Origin of the sequence: Methylobacterium sp. SyP6R (genome assembly GCF_019216885.1) — a bacterium.
GTDB lineage: Bacteria > Pseudomonadota > Alphaproteobacteria > Rhizobiales > Beijerinckiaceae > Methylobacterium.
In genome coordinates this window covers 5,592,744-5,607,866 of sequence record NZ_JAAQRC020000001.1, presented here as the reverse complement: position 1 = coordinate 5,607,866, position 15,123 = coordinate 5,592,744, and the positions used below count along the sequence as shown (strand labels likewise).

The window sequence follows — 15,123 nt, the reverse complement described above, 5'->3', positions numbered from 1 at the left end:
GCGTCCGCCTGTCTCTCTGGAACGCGTCCAATTCGCAATGCGGCTCTCGTTGACCCAGCCTTCGCCAATGACGAAGGCCGTGAACACCCCTGGTCATCGCAACACGGTCCGATCTACCTTCGCGGCCGGCGAAACGATAGGCCGGGAACGGGCCGTCGCCCGAGGGAGGCAGACGCCGCCATGCATTTCGATCTCGTCGATCTCAGCCTGTTCCGCCACGTGGTCGAGGCGGGCTCGATCACCCATGGCGCCGCCCGGGCGAACCTGGCGCTCGCCGCGGCGAGCCACCGCATCCGCAGCATGGAGGCCTCGCTCGGCGCTGCCCTCCTCACCCGGGCGCGGCTCGGCGTGACCCCGACGCCTGCCGGGCGCACGCTCTTGACCCATGCTCGCCAGATCCTCGGCAATGTCGAGCGGCTGCAAGGGGATCTCGCCGCCTTCGCGGGCGGGGCGGCGGGGCAGATCCGGGTCCTGTCGAACACCAACGCCCTGACGGAGTTCCTGCCGGAGGTGCTCTCGGCCTATCTCGCCCTGCATCCGGGCGTCAGCGTCGACATCGAGGAGCGCCTGTCGGACGAGATCGTCGGGCTCGTCGCCGAGGGCGCGGCGGATCTCGGCCTCGTCGCCGGCACGGTCGAGACCGGCAGCCTCGAGACCCATCCGTTCCGCCGCGACCGGTTCGTGCTGGTGGTGGCGGACGGCCATCCCCTGGCCGAGCGGGCCTCCGTACCCTTCGCCGAGGTGCTCGGCCACGATCTCGTCGGGCTCGATCGCGCAAGCGCGCTGACTCGTTTCCTCGCCGGCAAGGCGGGCCGCAGCGGTCAGCCCCTGCGCCTGCGGGTGCAACTGCGCGGCTTCGACGCGGTCTGCCGCCTGGTCGAGTGCCGGGTCGGCCTCGGCATCGTGCCGGAGACGACCGCGCGCCGGGCCGCCCGCACCATGGCGATCGCCATCGTGGCCCTGGAGGATCCTTGGGCGGTGCGCGACCTGACGATCTGCCTGCGCGATCTCGCCGCCCTGCCCCCCTTCGCGCAGGATTTCGTCGCCCATCTGCGGGCGCCGCAGGAATGAAGGTGCATCCGGGACCGGAGCCGATGCGGACCTGGGGTGACGGACCTGAGGTTACGGACCTGGGGTGAAGGCTCGGAGGGCGTGCCTTCAGGCCCTGCACACCCGGCCCGTCCTCGGGTAAGAGTGCGGTGACACCGATGCGAATGAACGAGGCGGACGACCCCACCCCATGCAGGACACCGATCGCCCGCACGAGCCCGCCGCCCTGGTCGATGCCGAGGCGCATTCCGCCGGCTTCCGGCAGGTGCGCGAGGCGCGCCGGCTCGAACTGGTGGAGGATTACGTCGAGCTGATCGCCGACCTGATCGGCGATGGCGGCGAGGCGCGCCAGGTCGACATCGCGGCCCGCCTCGGCGTGGCGCAGCCGACGGTGGCCAAGATGCTCAAGCGCCTGGCCGAGGACGGCCTGGTGCAGCAGCGGCCCTATCGCGGGGTGTTCCTCACCGAGGCCGGCCGGACGCTGGCCGCGGAGGCGCGGGAGCGCCACCGCATCGTCGAATCGTTCCTGCTGGCGCTCGGCGTCAGCCCGGACGTGGCGCGCTGCGATGCCGAGGGCATCGAGCACCATGTCAGCGGCGAGACCCTGGAGGCGTTCCGCCGCTTCACCGCCGCCCGGACCGCCGCCTGACGGCGACTCCGGGCGGCGGTGGGTGGCCTTTGCTCAGGCCGCCCGCATCGCGTGCAGGAACGCGTCGGTCTGGGCGTTCAGCTCGCGCGAGCGCTCCGAGACCTGCGACGAGGCGGTGATCACCCGCGCCGCAGTCTCGCCGGTCTCGGCGGCGGAGGCCGAGACGCCGGCCGTCCCGGTCATCACGTCGCCGGCGCCGGTCGCCGCCTGGGCGACGTTGCGGACGATCTCCTGGGTCGCGGCGTTCTGCTCCTCGACCGCGGCGGCGATCGCCGTCGTCACGCTGCTGATCTCGCGGATCCGCGTGCCGAAGCCGCCGATCGCCGAGACCGCCTGCGCGGTCGAATCCTGGATCCGGGTGATCTGCGCCGAGATCTCGTCGGTCGCCTTGGCGGTCTGGTTGGCGAGTTCCTTGACCTCGGCGGCGACGACCGCGAAGCCGCGGCCCGCCTCGCCCGCCCGGGCCGCCTCGATCGTCGCGTTGAGCGCGAGCAGGTTGGTCTGCCCGGCGATCGAGGAGATCAGGCTGACGACGTCGCCGATCTTGCTCACCGCGCCGCTCAGTTCCTGCACCAGGCGCGCGGTCGAATCCGCCTCGACCACCGCCGCCTCGGCGAGGCTCGCCGAGCCCTGGACCTGGCGCCCGATCTCGTTGACCGAGCTGCCGAGTTGCTCGGAGGCCGCCGCGACGGTGCCGATATTGGTCGAGGTCTGCTGGGCGGATCCCGCGACTTCCGTCGAGCGGGCGCTGGTCTGGCTCGCCGTCCCGGCCATCGAGGCGGCAGCGGCGTTCATCTCCGTGGCGGCATTCGACAGGGTGGCGAACAGGGCCGCAGAGTCCCGGGTGAAGCCGGTCACCAGCTCCTCCAGCCGCTTCGCCCGTTCCTCGTCGCGGATCTTGATGTTCATCTCCTCGTCGATGTCGACGAGGGAGCCGCAGATCCGCGTCGGGATGCCGTTCTCGTCGTAATTGGCGCCACCGGTGGCGCGGAACCAGCGCGGCTTGCCGTCCGGCATCACGATCCGGTACTTGACGTCGTATGCGCCCTGGTTCTTCGCGTCTTTGATCGAGGCGGCGAACGCGGACATGATGTGATCGAAATCGGCGGGATAGATCCGGCTCGACCACGCCTCCAGCGTGTTCGGAAATTCCTCGATCGTCTTGTAGCCGAGGACGCGCCGCAACTCCGGTGTCCAGGTCACGGTGGTTTTCGGGTGGGTGAGCTCGCCCCGATACGGCACAACCTCCCACAAGCCCACGCCTGCACGCGTTGCGAGCAGCTCCAAGAACTCGTTTTTCGGTGAGAAGCGCTTCAGCATCTGTCGTCGTCCGGTCGTCCCTGGAGAAACCTTACGGCTCGACAATGAAGAAGACGTTACGTTAGGGTTGAGAGATGCTTGCCCGCTTGTCCGAGCGTTCCGCCTGTGTGAGTGGTCGCGGTCGCCAGGCAGCGTCCTGGCGTAAGGGCAAAGCCAATCTTCGTCGCCCGGCAAAGCCTTCGACTTCGCCGGACGACGCCCCCCGCGATGCGCTCAGCGCGGCATCAGCACCCAGTAATCGAGGTCGAGGATGACCGCCGGGTCGGTGGCGTCCCCGACCTTGTCCGGATGGGTGGCGCAGGACTGGTTCTTGGTGGCGACGGTGCGCAGGCGCAGCGCCCCGACATCGCTGCGCCCGGGAAGCTCGGCCACCGCCGCCACCTCGCTCCAGGCATAGACCGTGTCGCCGGCAAACAGCGGCGCGACGTGGCGCCCGGCATTGATGCCGGCGATCGAGAAGGCGTTGCCGAGCCCGTTGAAGCTCAAGGCGCGGGCGAGCGAGATGACGTGGCCGCCATAGATCAGTCGCTTGCCGAATCGGGTGTCCTTGGCCGCAAAGCCGTCGAAATGGACCTTGGCGGTGTTCTGGAACAGCCGGGTGGCGATCTGGTGCTCGGCCTCCTCGACGGTCATGCCGTCGACGTGGTCGATGCGCTCGCCGACCTGGTAGTCGCCGAAGCGGTACGGGCTGCCGGCGAGGCCGAGATCGTAACCTTGCGCGTTCAGGGGCGGCAGGGCGGCGGCCAGATCCTCCGGCGCCACCGCCTTGGCGAGGCTCGGCACCGCCTCCTCGGCGATCTTGGCCTCGGGGTCGCGCTTGCGCACCAGCACCCAGCGGCAATAGCTCAGCACCGCCTCGCCGTGCGCGTCATAGCCGGTGGAGCGGACATAGACGACGCCGGTCTGGCGGTTCGAGCTCTCCTTGAGGCCGATGACCTCGGAGACCGAGTTCAGGGTTTCGCCCGGATAGACCGGGCGCAGGAAGCGCCCTTCCGCGTAGCCGAGATTGGCGACCGCGTTGAGCGAGATGTCCGGCACCGTCTTGCCGAACACGACGTGGAAGACCAGCAGGTCGTCGAGGGGAGCCCGGGCGTAGCCGAAGGCCGCCGCGAAGGCGTCGGAGGATTGAACCGCGAAGCGCGGGCCGTAGAGCGCGGTGTAGAGCGCCACGTCGCCGGTGGTGATCGTGCGCGGCGTGGCGTGGCGGATGGTCTCCCCGAGGCGGAAATCCTCGAAGAAACGGCCCGGATTGGTCTTCATCGTCGCCCCTCGTCTCGCGCTTCGGCTCTCGTGCGAGAGCCTGCCGGGCGCGGTGACGCGTTCGGCAGGCTCTGGTGGTGTCGGGCCGGACGGACCGGCCGCTTCCGGCGATCTGAGGGGCAGCCCCGCCCGACGGTCAAGCCCCGTCCTTGGACGGTGCGCCCTTGGGCGGTCCATGGGTCAGGGCGTCGAGCCGGGCCGCCAGGACCGGCCCGTCGCCGGCGATGCGAAACAGCTTGATCCGCGCGGTGGCCCCGGTGGCGAGCGCCACCGCGGAGGCCGGGAGGCCGAGAGCGCGCCGCAGCACGTCCCGGATCGCCGCATTGGCGGCGCCGTCCTCCGGTGCCGCCCGGACCCGGACCTTCAACACGGAGGCGCCGTCGTCCCGGATCTCGATGCCGTCGAGGGCGTCGCGCCCGCCCCGCGGGGTGGCCCGGACCCGGACCTCGAGTCCCGTCGGGGTGACCCGCCAGGGCGGGCTGCTCATGGCCGTTCTACGCCGAGGCTCTTACGCCATGCCGGCGAAGAGCTCGAACATCAGGTTGCGCAGGAAGAACAGGCCGAGGACCAGGATGATCGGCGAGATGTCGATGCCGCCGAGATTCGGCAGGATGCGCCGGATCGGCCGCAGGGCCGGCTCGGTCACCCGGAACAGGAACTCCCCGATCTGCGACACGATCGGGTTGCGCACGTTGACCACGTTGAAGGCCACCAGCCAGCTCAGCACGGCGCTGGCGATGAGCAGGTACACGTAGAGCGTGATGATGTTGTCGATGAGCCAGAGAATCGAGCGCATGCGTGGTCCGTGCGAGCCCCGGGACACCCCGCGCGCAATCGCATCGCGGCGGGCCCACCAAGGGAATTGACAGGCTGAGAAGGGCCGGCCTACAAGGCACCCGCCTCGGACGGGGCTGTAGCTCAGATGGGAGAGCGCCGCAATCGCACTGCGGAGGTCAGGGGTTCGAATCCCCTCAGCTCCACCAGGCCTGCCCAGCGTGATTAACGCAGGGTTGGCAGGGTGGCGGGGCAGGTGGTGACGGAGCCACTTGGGTAGTGACATCGCCTCGGCGATATGACATATGCCCGCTTACGGCGGGGCTGTAGCTCAGATGGGAGAGCGCCGCAATCGCACTGCGGAGGTCAGGGGTTCGAATCCCCTCAGCTCCACCAAACTTCCGTTTGGTTGGATCCTATAATCGATGGATGAGACCGGGGATCGGCTTCGAGCCGTTGCCCGGTTTTGCCATGTCCGGTGTCCAGCATGGGGCGGCTCTGCACCCGCCAGCGCGGGGGCCGAGTGAACGTTGCACGCCGCGATGCGGGGACCGGGTCCGTTCCGGCAGGCGGCCGGCCACGGCGTCGCGCTGGACGGTTGCAGAGATCCTATCCCGCTGGGAGCAGGGCTTGCCCGGAAAAGAAAAGGCGGAGGAATCTCCTCTCCCCGCGGGCGGGGAGAGGGCTGATCCCCTGTCCAAGGGGATCAGCCAGCGGAGGCGCAGCCGAAGCGAGGGTGAGGGGGTCTCGACGAGAGAGGCTCTTCCGGAAACACCCCCTCACCGCCGCCCTTCGGGCTCCCCGAGCCCCTTCGGAGCTCAGGCCTCTCCCCGCCCGCGGGGAGAGGGCGAACCTGCGCTTTTTCTTTCACCGGACAGCCCGCCTGGGAGGGCAAAGGAGAATGCCCGCCCAAGTCGGGGCGCCCAAGTCGGGGCGCCCTCCGAGGAGAGCCTGGTCCGTGCCCGGGGCCGGGCGACGGGCCGAACCCCTTACCGCCCGCGGTTCTTGCGCTGCTGGCCGAGGCCCGAACTCTTGGCGAGTTCCGAGCGCTGGGCGGCATAGGTCGCGGCGACCATCGGGTAATCGTGCGGCAGGCCCCACTTCTGGCGGTACTGGTCGGGCGAGAGGCCGCGGGTGGTCAGGTGCCGCTTGAGCGACTTGTAGGGCTTACCGTCCTCCAGGCTGATGATGTAGTCCGGCGTGACGGTCTTGCGGATCGGGACGGGCGGCGTGGGCTTCTCGGGCTCGGGCGCCGGCGGTGCGGCGACGCGTTCGAGGGAGGCGTGCACCGCGGCGATCAGGCTGCCGAGCTCCCCGACCGGCACCGAGTTCTTCGACACGTAGGCCGACACGATATCGGCCGTGAGCATGACGATTTCGCCCGGCTCCTGATCGTGAGTATCCACGTCTGACATCATAGGATTTCCGCTTCGAGAGTGTGGTGGACGGAGGCGTCGCAGCGAGCCGGTCCGGCACCGTGCCGCCACTCGGTCTTCTTGAGGGCCGTCCGCTATCCAAGTCCGTCGGCGCGATCGTCGGTCCCTGAGACTTGGTGGCAAGTCTCAGGCCATCCCGCAAGCTGGCAACAGCAACGCAGCGATCAAATGAGGTAGTTCTTGTGGATTTCACCGCGATACAATCAACCGCAATATACCCAAGGTTGCAATTTTCGAATTTTTGTTGCCAATAATTGCATAAAAATCTATCGAGAGCCGGCTTCTGAGCGCGGAGCCACGATCACGATATCTGTCGCAGGGCCGGCCGCCGGCAGCGGTCGGCCCTGCGCGTCGCGCGACGGGCCGACGATGGATCAGGCCACCCTGTCCGGCTGCCGCGCCACCGCATCGTGACGGGACTGGATCTCGATGAAGACGCGCCGGACCTTGGGGCTCAAGGCCTTCATCCGCGTCTCCAGGTGGCCGACCAGGCGCTCGATCTCGCCGCCGCTGAGCCGGTCGTCCATGTCGAGGCTGACATTGACCAGGATGTCGGCGGGACCGAGATGCTGCGTCAGCACCTCGTTGACGTGCTGCACCCCCGACTCGGACCGCACGATCTCGTGGAGGCCGGCGACCAGCGCGGGCTCCGCCGCCTCCCCGACGAGCAGGCCGTGGGTCTCGATCATCAGGAAGATCGCCATTCCGATCAGGATCAACCCGATCACGATCGAGGCGATGCCGTCGAAGGCGGGTTTTTCCAGGACCTCGGCCAGGATCACGCCGGAGAGCGCCACGACGAGACCGGTCAGGGCCGCCACGTCCTCGACCAGCACGGTGAACAGGGCCGGGTCCTTGCTGCGGCGGATCGCGGTGATCGGCGGCAGCCGGCCCTTCTCGCCCCAGAACGCCTTGAGGGCGACGAAGCAGGAGAACCCTTCCGCCGCGACCGCGAAGCCGAGGATCGCGAGGTTCACGTAGAAGCCCGGGATGGTCCGCCCGAAGATCACCGCATCCGCCGCGGGCTCGGGATGCTGGAGCTTGTGGATGCCCTCGTAGACCGCGAAGGCGCCGCCGCCGAGGAAGATCAGCAGGGCCACCAGGAAGGCGTAGAAATAGACTTCGCGGCCGTAGCCGAACGGGAAACGGGCATCCGCCGGCTTCTGCGCCCGCTTCAGCCCGACGAGCAGCAGGATCTGGTTGGCGGTGTCGACCACCGAGTGGACGCCCTCGGCCAGCATGGCGCTCGAGCCGGTGAGGAAGGCGCCGACGAACTTCGCCACGGCGATCGCCAGGTTGGCGCCGGCGGCGGTGTAGATCGCGCCGCTGCTCTCATGAGCCATGTGTTCAAAAGCTCCCGTCGCGCGGCGAGCGTGGCCGCGGCTGACGACGGTAACGCCGCGAGGCGCCGGATGGGTCCGGGGATGCGCGACGCGATGTCCTGAAGATCAGGCCGCATCGCGCAACGCGGGCGCTGGACGATCCAGCCCGAAATGCCCGTAGAGCGCCGCGATGCTGTCGGTCAGCAGACCGTCGAGCGGCCCCAGCGTCGCCCCGTCCGGCACCCGCCCCTCGACCCTGGCCGCGTGCTCGATCTCGCGCAGGTGCGAGGCCAGGGCCGCGGCGCCGACATTGAGGCTCATCGACTTGAGCCCGTGCGCCGCCCGGCCCGCGGCCTCGGCGTCGGTCGCCGCCCGCAAGGCCGCCAGGCCGTCGGGCCCATGGGCGGCGAACAGCCCGAGTACCCGCTCGACGAAGGCGGAGCCGGAGCCCTCGGCCATCTCGGAGAGCCCGGCCAGGGTATCGGGATCGAGGAGCGCCGCCGGTGCCGCATCGCGGGTCTGCGGGATCTCGGCCGGATCCGCGGACGCGTTCATGTCGCCGCTCGTCCCCAGGGCCAGGGCCAGCGTGCGGGCGAGATCGGTCAGGGTGAAGGGCTTGGCGAGCACGCCGTCCATGCCGGCCTCGCGCCAGGCCCCGGCCGCGGTGCCGACGACATGGGCGGTGGCCGCCACGATGTGGATGCGGGCCGCACCCTCCGCCGTCTCCCATTGCCGGATCGCCCGTGCGGCGTCGAAGCCGTCGAGGCCCGGCATCGAGCCGTCCATCAGGATCAGGTCGAACCCGCCATCGCGCGCCGCCTCGAGCGCCTGGAAGCCGTCCTCCACGGTGACGACGGAGGCGACGCCCAGGCGGCCGAGAGCCTCGACCGCGACCTCGCGGTTGACCGGGTTGTCGTCGGCCACCAGCACCCGCGCGGCCGGGAAGCGCGGCAGGGACGCGACCGGGCCGGCCTCGGCGCCGATGCCCGCGAAGGTCTCGCCGGTCGCGAGCGCCGAAAGCGCCGGGCGCCACTCGCCTTGCGCCAGCGGCCAGCGCAGCAGGGCATCGGCGAGGCCGGAGGACAGCACGGCAGCCCCGCTCGGCTCGCCCATCGGCGCAAGCGCCAGGACCCGGCCGGCCCCGGCCGGGCGGCGCCCGGCCCGGACGAGGGCCCCGGCCTCGACGAGATGGTGCGCCCCCTCCCCCGTCTCCCCCGGCGCGAAGCCGGCGGCAAGCAGGCCTTCCATCAGGGCGAGTCCGGTCGCTCGGCCCGGCACCGCGACGACCACCGCCGGGACGATCCCGCCCTGGCGCGAGACCGGCTCCGCCGCCGCGACGATGTCGAGGGGAATCTCTGCCCAGAAGGTCGAGCCGCGCCCGACCTCGCTCTCGACCCCGATCCGCCCGCCCATGGCGGCGACGAGCCGCTCGGCGATCGACAGGCCGAGGCCGGTGCCGCCGAAGCGCCGGGTGGTCGAACCGTCGGCCTGCGAGAAGGCGGAAAAGATCGTCGGCAGGGTCTCGGCCGGGATGCCGATGCCGGTGTCGGCGACGCTCAGGCGCAAGGCTCCACCCTGGTCCAGCGTCTCGATCCTCACCAGGACGTGGCCGGCCTCGGTGAACTTGAGGGCGTTGTTGACGAAGTTGCCCAGCACCTGGCCGAGGCGGACCGGATCGCCGTGGATCGCCCGCGGCACGTCCGGCCCGACGATCGCCGCGAGGTCGAGCCCCTTGGCCCGGGCCCGCTCGCCGAACAGCGTCACCACGGTGTCGGCGACCTCGGCAGGGTCGAGGGCGATGCGCTCCAGGGTGAGCTTGCCGGCCTCGACCTTGGCGAAGTCCAGGATGTCGTTGATGATCGCCAGGAGGCTCTGCCCCGAGCGGGCGATCACCTCGGCGTAGCGGCGCTGGCGCGCCGGCAGCTCGGCGGCGGCGAGCAGTTCGGCCATCACCAGCATGCCGTTCATCGGCGTGCGGATCTCGTGGCTCATCGTGGCCAGGAACGACGACTTGGCGCTGTTGGCGGCCTCGGCCGCCTCCTTGGCCTCGCTGAGGTCGTGGGTGCGGTCGCTCACCTCCTGCTCCAGCCGGCCCTGGTGCTCGATCAGGCGGCGGTCGCGCTCGCGCACCGCGTCGATCAGGCCGTTGAAGCTCGTCGCCAGCCGGCCGACCTCGTCGCCGGAGGAGGCCCCCGCCGGCAGGACGGCGTGACGGTCGTAATCGTGGTGTTCGCGCACCGCGTCCATGGTGCGGGCGAGCGCGGTGAGCGGCCGGGTCAGGGCGCGGCCGAGGCGCCAGGCCACGGCGGAGCCGACCGCCATGGCGAGCGCCGCCGTCAGGAGGGCGTTGATCACCACGGCCCGGAGCCGCTCGACGAGGGTGGCGTTGTCGGCGATCAGCGTGACCCGCCCGACGGTGCGGGTATTCTCCACCACCGGCACGCTCACCTTCACCGTGCCGGTGAGGACGAGGGCGAGCGGGCTGATGTCCTCCTTGTCGAGGTCGAGGTCGTCGGCGAGCCGCAGGCCCATGCCCTGCTCGGCGAGGGCCGAGCCGTCCATCCGGGTCAGCCCGGCATAGACGATGCCCCTCACCTGGGCGATCGCCCGCAGGGCCGCGTGGGCGCCCGGCACATCGTCGGCCGCCGCCGCCCCGGCGGCGGCGGCGGCGAAGACGCTGGCGAGGCTCTTCAGCGACCGGCGCGTGTCGGCGGCGTAGCGGTTCGTCTCCTGCCAGGCGCCGATCAGGGTGCCGGCGGCCAGCGCGACGATCACCGCGCCGAGCACCACCCGGCTCAGGCGCGCGGCGAGGCTACGGGACGGCGCCGAGGGCGCAGGCGCCACGGGACCGGCCTCGGCCGGAGCGGGGTTGGCGGAAGCGGGCTCGGCGGAAGCAGGCTTCACGGGGTCGGGTCTGGCGGGACGCGGCCAGGGAAAAGGACCTCGCGGGCGAGACGGGGCACCGACGGGCGTCTTGCGCCGCCGCAGGCCCAGGCGTCCCGCGCTTGTGAGCGGGCCTCTTGGGAGCGGGCCTCTTGGGAGCGGGCCCGGCCCGGCCGTGTCCGAGTCCGCGCTCCGCAGGCCGCCGCCGGCCCGTCCGGACCCGTGCGGCGGAGGGGCCGGCTCCTCCGCGAGGCCGATCACCCGGGCGCGTAAACCCCGGTTCTGGCCCGGCTCGCTCACGGCGATCGGCTCGTCCGTCATCTCGCTGGTCACGATCCGGCGCCTCAGGCGGCCCGGCTGGCGGCGCGGCCGACCAGATCCGCGACGGCGTCCCAGCGCGACAGGAAGGCCGCGACGACGCCTGGGTCGAAATGCCCGCCCGCCTCCCGCTGCAGGAAGGCGTGGGTGTCCTCCAGGCTCCAGGCGCGCTTGTAGGGCCGGTCGCTGGTGAGAGCGTCGAACACGTCCGCGACCGCGACGATGCGGCCGGGCAGCGGGATCGCCTCGCCGGCAAGGCCGTTGGGATAGCCCTTGCCGTCCCAGCGCTCGTGGTGGCTCACGGCGATCTCGGCGGCGAGCCGGACCACGTCGGACGAGCTGTTGGCCAGGATGCGGGCGCCGCGCTCGGCATGCCGCTCCATCTCCCGGCGCTCCTCCGGGGTCAGGGGACCGGGCTTGAGCAGGATCGCGTCGGGAATCGCGATCTTGCCGACATCGTGCATCGTCGAGGCCAGGCTGATCAGCCGGATTTGCTCGGGCGGCAGGCCCATCGCCTCGGCGATCAGCACCGTGTAGTTCGCCACCCGGGCGACGTGGTCGCCGGTATCGGTGTCGCGGTGCTCGGCCGCGCGCATCAGCACGGTGACGATCTCGCGCTCGCGCGCCTCGACCAGGGCCACCGCGGCGGCGACCTCCTGGGCGAGCCGGGCCGATTGCGCGGCCTCCGCCTTGTGGGCGCGGCGGAGCGCCAGAAGGTTGGTGACGCGGGCCCGGATCTCGACCGGGTCGCAGGGCTTGTTGACGAAGTCGGTGGCGCCCGCTTCCAGCGCCGAGCGGCGGAGCGCCCTCTGGTCGAAGCTCGTCACCATCACGATCGGCACGTGGGCGAAGCCCGGCAGCGCCCGCAAGGCCCGGATGACCGCGAGCCCGTCCATCCCGGGCATCTCGTAATCGGTCAGGACGATGCCGATCTCGTCGGCATGCGCCTCGGCGTAGGCGAGGGCGTCGGCCGGCCGCGTGAAGCTCTGCGGCCGGCATCCCGCGATCGGCCGCAGCGCCTCGAGCATCAGGAGGTTGTTGAGCTCGGCATCGTCGAGGACGATCGCACGCATGAGATATCCTCCGGCGAGGGGCCGCCACACCCCGCGAGGGTGCCGGGGAAACCTTGACAATCCCCTCCCCCAGGCCAGGCGTTTTGCACCGATCGGGCGAGGTTCCGGCCCTCTCTTCCGCCGGCCGCGGCGTCTTTGGCTTTGAAACCGGACGCGGTCGGCGCTAGAGCACGTTCCGACGGCCCCTCGCTCAGCTCAGCGGGAGCCGGACAGCCCATGACGGATCCCGGCGCGGCCCTGACGACCAGGCGCGCCTTCGCACGCAGGACGACGAGACGAACACGATGGCCGGCTTCAAGGACCAGAACTTCAACGATCGGCGGAGCACGTCCGCGGACGCGAAGAAGGCCCTGCTGGAGAAGTTCCGGGCCAAGCCCGCCGCCGACGACCCCGAGGTCCAGGCCCGCCTGGCCGAGCGCCAGAAGATCGCCGAGGCCCGTGCCGCCCGCGCCGCCGAGCGCGAGGCCGCCAAGCAGGCGGAGGCCGAGCGCCTGGCCGCCGAGGCGGCGGAGGCCAAGGCCCGCGCCGAGCGCGAGGCCGCCGAGGCCGCCGAGCGCGAGGCCGCCGAGGAGGTGGAGCGCAAGGCCGCCCGCGACGCCCGCTATGCCGCCCGCAAGGCGCGCCGCAAGTAAGCCTGCGCGCAAACCGATCGAGCCGATGTCGCGGTCCCCGTCCGGGGGACCGCCCCGGTCGTTTCAGCCCTCGCCGGGTCCGGCGCCGCTCGCGGCGTGCGACTGCCGGGCGGGGGTTTTCGTCGTCGGGGCGCTCCTTTCAACAAGAGTTCGTGCCCGAGGCCGGCGATCCTATCGGCGGACGCCCTCGCACGCGATGGAGCGGGTTTCCTCGGAAAGGGTTTTCTTCGACAGGAAACCCTGCAAAGCCCGATGCGGGATTGTAGCTCGGGACGTCCGATCGCCACGGGCGCGCCGAGGCACCCCTACCCCATAAAAAAGGCGCTGGCCCCTCGCCCCCGGGGGAGCGGATTCCAGCGCCTGTCGTCGCGATGGCGGCGAGGCCCGGACGCACGCCGTCCGGATTTTGCCTTGGCTCAAGTGTGTCGAGCCAGAAGCTCCGCCGCATGGGCTTGTGATGCCGTTTTCGGAGGTCGTCTTCCGGACACGGCATCACTCTCCTCGATTATACCAACGGCCCAAGATGCTGACGCATCGTGCCGTTGAACCATCTCGAATTTTCGACACCAAGCCAGAGGCTTGGCGAAAATTCGAGAACGGAACCAAAGGTCGTTTTCAACGACCGTTCGTATTACTCGCCCTTGCGCGGGCGACCCCGACGGGCCGGGGCCTGCTCGCCGCCCGCATGGCTCGTCTCCGCCGCGAGCCGGGCGGCCGCCGCGCGGTCGCGCCGGATCTGGCCGAGGCCGAGGCTCTTGGCGAGTTCCGAGCGCTGGGCGGCATAGGTCGCGGCGACCATCGGGTAATCGTGCGGCAGGCCCCACTTCTGGCGGTACTGGTCGGGCGAGAGACCGCGGGTGGTCAGGTGCCGCTTGAGCGACTTGTAGGGCTTACCGTCCTCCAGGCTGACGATGTAGTCCGGCGTGACGGTCTTGCGGATCGGGACGGGCGGCGTGGGCTTCTCGGGCTCGGGCGCCGGCGGTGCGGCGACGCGTTCGAGGGAGGCGTGCACCGCGGCGATCAGGCTCGCCAGATCCCCGACCGGCACCGAGTTCTTCGACACGTAGGCCGACACGATGTCCGCCGAAAGATTGATCAGATGCGAGCTCGGCGCCTGGTCGTCGTCATTCATGAAGGCCCCCTTTTTGGAATACTTCTTTGCACATGTCGCCAAAATTCCTAACAGTCAATGAAAAATTTTTTCCCGCGAGTAGAGAGCCACAACCGGCAACCGCTGACAGCCATTCGATTCACAGCCGGTGCTTTTACGGGAAGTTCTGATTTGCCTACAGACGGTTGCAAAAGGAATATATGCGCAATGATTGATCTCACGGTTATATCCCACCAATGGCCTAAGCCTTTGACCGTGGGGTTGCAACGTCCGGAGAGGCCGGCACGCCGCAATCTGAAAGAAACAATACGTGAGGTTGCGAGCGACGGCCGAGCCTCCTTCGTGGGTGGCGGGCTTGCCACTGATGCAACCTGAAAACTCCACAACTTAGAAAGGCATTCGGCGGGGCGGCGACTGTGCATGACGATCGTCGCGCAAGAAGAATGGCACCCGCAGGCAAAAAGAAAGGCACCCGCCGCGACCGGCGGATGCCCTGGCATGGCGCCCGCACCGCAGGCAGCGGCACAGGTCGCGACGATGATGGAACGGACGACGGGTCCGGTCCGCGCTACGGCTCGGGCGCTACGGCTTGGGCGCGGCGGCCGGCGCCGGCTTGGCCGCAGCCGCGGGGGCAGGCGCCTTCGGGGCCGCGGCCCATTCGGGGTCCGGCCGCGGGCCGTTCGGGGCGCCGGTCGCGGCGGTGAGCTGACCGGGCACGGTGTCGTTCGCGCGGGTCCAGGTCTGGGAGCCGCACAGGAAGCCCATCAGGCAGCCGCGGACGTTGAGCTCGCCCGGCTCCTCGGTCCAGATCGAGACGTCGTAGAGCTTGCCGTCGTCGGCGTTGTAGATCTGCCCTTCGTAACGGTTATCCGCGTTGGGTTTAAGCCCCATGATGAGCTGGTGGCCGAGCGAGGGGCGGCTGCGCTTCTTGGCGTCGGCGTTCTTGAAGTCGACCCGCGGCTGGCCCTTGTCGTCGTTGGGGACCTTCAGCCAGACGGCGTAGCCGCAGATGCGGTCGGCGCGGCCGGGACACTTCTCGATCCGGATGCGGGCCCGGCCGTCCTCGGTCAACCAAGTCCCGCTCGGGTCTTTCGGCGCGGCGAGCGCCGCTCCGGACGACAGGCCGAGGGCCACGAGCGCCCCGGTCAGGACCTTCTTCATACTGCATACCCTCGTCTGGCGGTGCGACCCGCGCACGACACTGATGTCCATCGCTGATGCCGCATCGCGCGGCCGGACGCCAGAGGCCGGCCCATTGCGTCGGAATCGTGGGCGGTCGACGCGGACATGCTGCC

12 protein-coding genes, 2 tRNA genes and 2 pseudogenes are annotated in these 15,123 nt (G+C 70.3%); 5 read left to right on the top strand and 11 right to left on the bottom strand.

Annotated features, from left to right (window positions below):
- Positions 1-180: 180 nt before the first annotated feature.
- Positions 181-1,071: a LysR family transcriptional regulator gene (locus HBB12_RS25770; protein WP_236991974.1), complete on the top strand. Its 891-nt coding sequence runs from the start codon at positions 181-183 to the stop codon at positions 1,069-1,071.
- Between the two features lie 169 nt (positions 1,072-1,240).
- The gene (gene mntR / locus HBB12_RS25765) at positions 1,241-1,699 is read left to right on the top strand and encodes a manganese-binding transcriptional regulator MntR (RefSeq protein WP_048465730.1); all 459 of its coding nucleotides are present in this window, start codon (positions 1,241-1,243) and stop codon (positions 1,697-1,699) included.
- A gap of 33 nt (positions 1,700-1,732) precedes the next feature.
- Here the strand turns inward: mntR and HBB12_RS25760 are convergent.
- The 5 genes and pseudogenes from HBB12_RS25760 to HBB12_RS25740 all read right to left on the bottom strand — a co-directional run.
- Positions 1,733-2,590, bottom strand: a pseudogene (locus tag HBB12_RS25760) (methyl-accepting chemotaxis protein); the annotation flags it as partial.
- Between the two features lie 54 nt (positions 2,591-2,644).
- Positions 2,645-3,019 (bottom strand): annotated as a pseudogene (locus tag HBB12_RS25755) (PAS domain-containing protein); the annotation flags it as partial.
- Positions 3,020-3,232: 213 nt separating this feature from the next.
- Positions 3,233-4,279: a MaoC family dehydratase gene (locus HBB12_RS25750; RefSeq protein WP_236991973.1), complete on the bottom strand. Its 1,047-nt coding sequence runs from the start codon at positions 4,277-4,279 to the stop codon at positions 3,233-3,235.
- 136 nt (positions 4,280-4,415) lie between these two features.
- Positions 4,416-4,766 (bottom strand): DUF167 family protein, encoded by a 351-nt coding sequence (locus tag HBB12_RS25745; protein WP_236991972.1) that lies wholly within the window; start codon positions 4,764-4,766, stop codon positions 4,416-4,418.
- A 21-nt stretch (positions 4,767-4,787) separates the two neighbouring features.
- On the bottom strand, positions 4,788-5,075 hold the full coding sequence (locus HBB12_RS25740; RefSeq protein WP_203156030.1) for a YggT family protein: 288 nt from the start codon (positions 5,073-5,075) through the stop codon (positions 4,788-4,790).
- 111 nt (positions 5,076-5,186) lie between these two features.
- On the opposite strand from HBB12_RS25740, the gene HBB12_RS25735 reads away from it, so the two are divergent.
- Both HBB12_RS25735 and HBB12_RS25730 read left to right on the top strand, forming a co-directional pair.
- Positions 5,187-5,262, top strand: a tRNA-Ala gene (locus HBB12_RS25735).
- 111 nt (positions 5,263-5,373) lie between these two features.
- Positions 5,374-5,449 (top strand) — tRNA-Ala (locus tag HBB12_RS25730).
- A gap of 593 nt (positions 5,450-6,042) precedes the next feature.
- On the opposite strand, the gene HBB12_RS25725 is transcribed toward HBB12_RS25730, so the two are convergent.
- The 4 genes from HBB12_RS25725 to HBB12_RS25710 form a co-directional block, all read right to left on the bottom strand.
- Entirely contained in the window at positions 6,043-6,423 is a 381-nt protein-coding gene (locus HBB12_RS25725) for a Ros/MucR family transcriptional regulator (protein WP_272913299.1), read from the bottom strand.
- Positions 6,424-6,863: 440 nt separating this feature from the next.
- A complete protein-coding gene (locus HBB12_RS25720) occupies positions 6,864-7,832 on the bottom strand; it encodes a cation diffusion facilitator family transporter (protein ID WP_236991970.1) in 969 nt (322 codons plus the stop codon).
- Positions 7,833-7,937: 105 nt separating this feature from the next.
- Positions 7,938-10,715: a hybrid sensor histidine kinase/response regulator gene (locus HBB12_RS25715; protein ID WP_236991969.1), complete on the bottom strand. Its 2,778-nt coding sequence runs from the start codon at positions 10,713-10,715 to the stop codon at positions 7,938-7,940.
- Positions 10,716-11,038: 323 nt separating this feature from the next.
- On the bottom strand, positions 11,039-12,085 hold the full coding sequence (locus HBB12_RS25710; RefSeq protein WP_236991968.1) for an HD-GYP domain-containing protein: 1,047 nt from the start codon (positions 12,083-12,085) through the stop codon (positions 11,039-11,041).
- 284 nt (positions 12,086-12,369) lie between these two features.
- Here HBB12_RS25710 and HBB12_RS25705 point away from each other — a divergent pair, with 284 nt between their 5' ends.
- Complete coding sequence (locus tag HBB12_RS25705) at positions 12,370-12,717, top strand: DUF6481 family protein (protein WP_236991967.1); 348 nt, start codon at positions 12,370-12,372, stop codon at positions 12,715-12,717.
- A gap of 631 nt (positions 12,718-13,348) precedes the next feature.
- Here HBB12_RS25705 and HBB12_RS25700 read toward each other — a convergent pair.
- Together HBB12_RS25700 and HBB12_RS25695 are read right to left on the bottom strand one after the other, a co-directional pair.
- The gene (locus HBB12_RS25700; protein WP_236991966.1) at positions 13,349-13,849 is read right to left on the bottom strand and encodes a Ros/MucR family transcriptional regulator; all 501 of its coding nucleotides are present in this window, start codon (positions 13,847-13,849) and stop codon (positions 13,349-13,351) included.
- A gap of 561 nt (positions 13,850-14,410) precedes the next feature.
- Positions 14,411-14,989, bottom strand: a complete 579-nt coding sequence (locus tag HBB12_RS25695) for a DUF2147 domain-containing protein (protein ID WP_236991965.1) — start codon at positions 14,987-14,989, stop codon at positions 14,411-14,413.
- Positions 14,990-15,123: the final 134 nt, after the last annotated feature.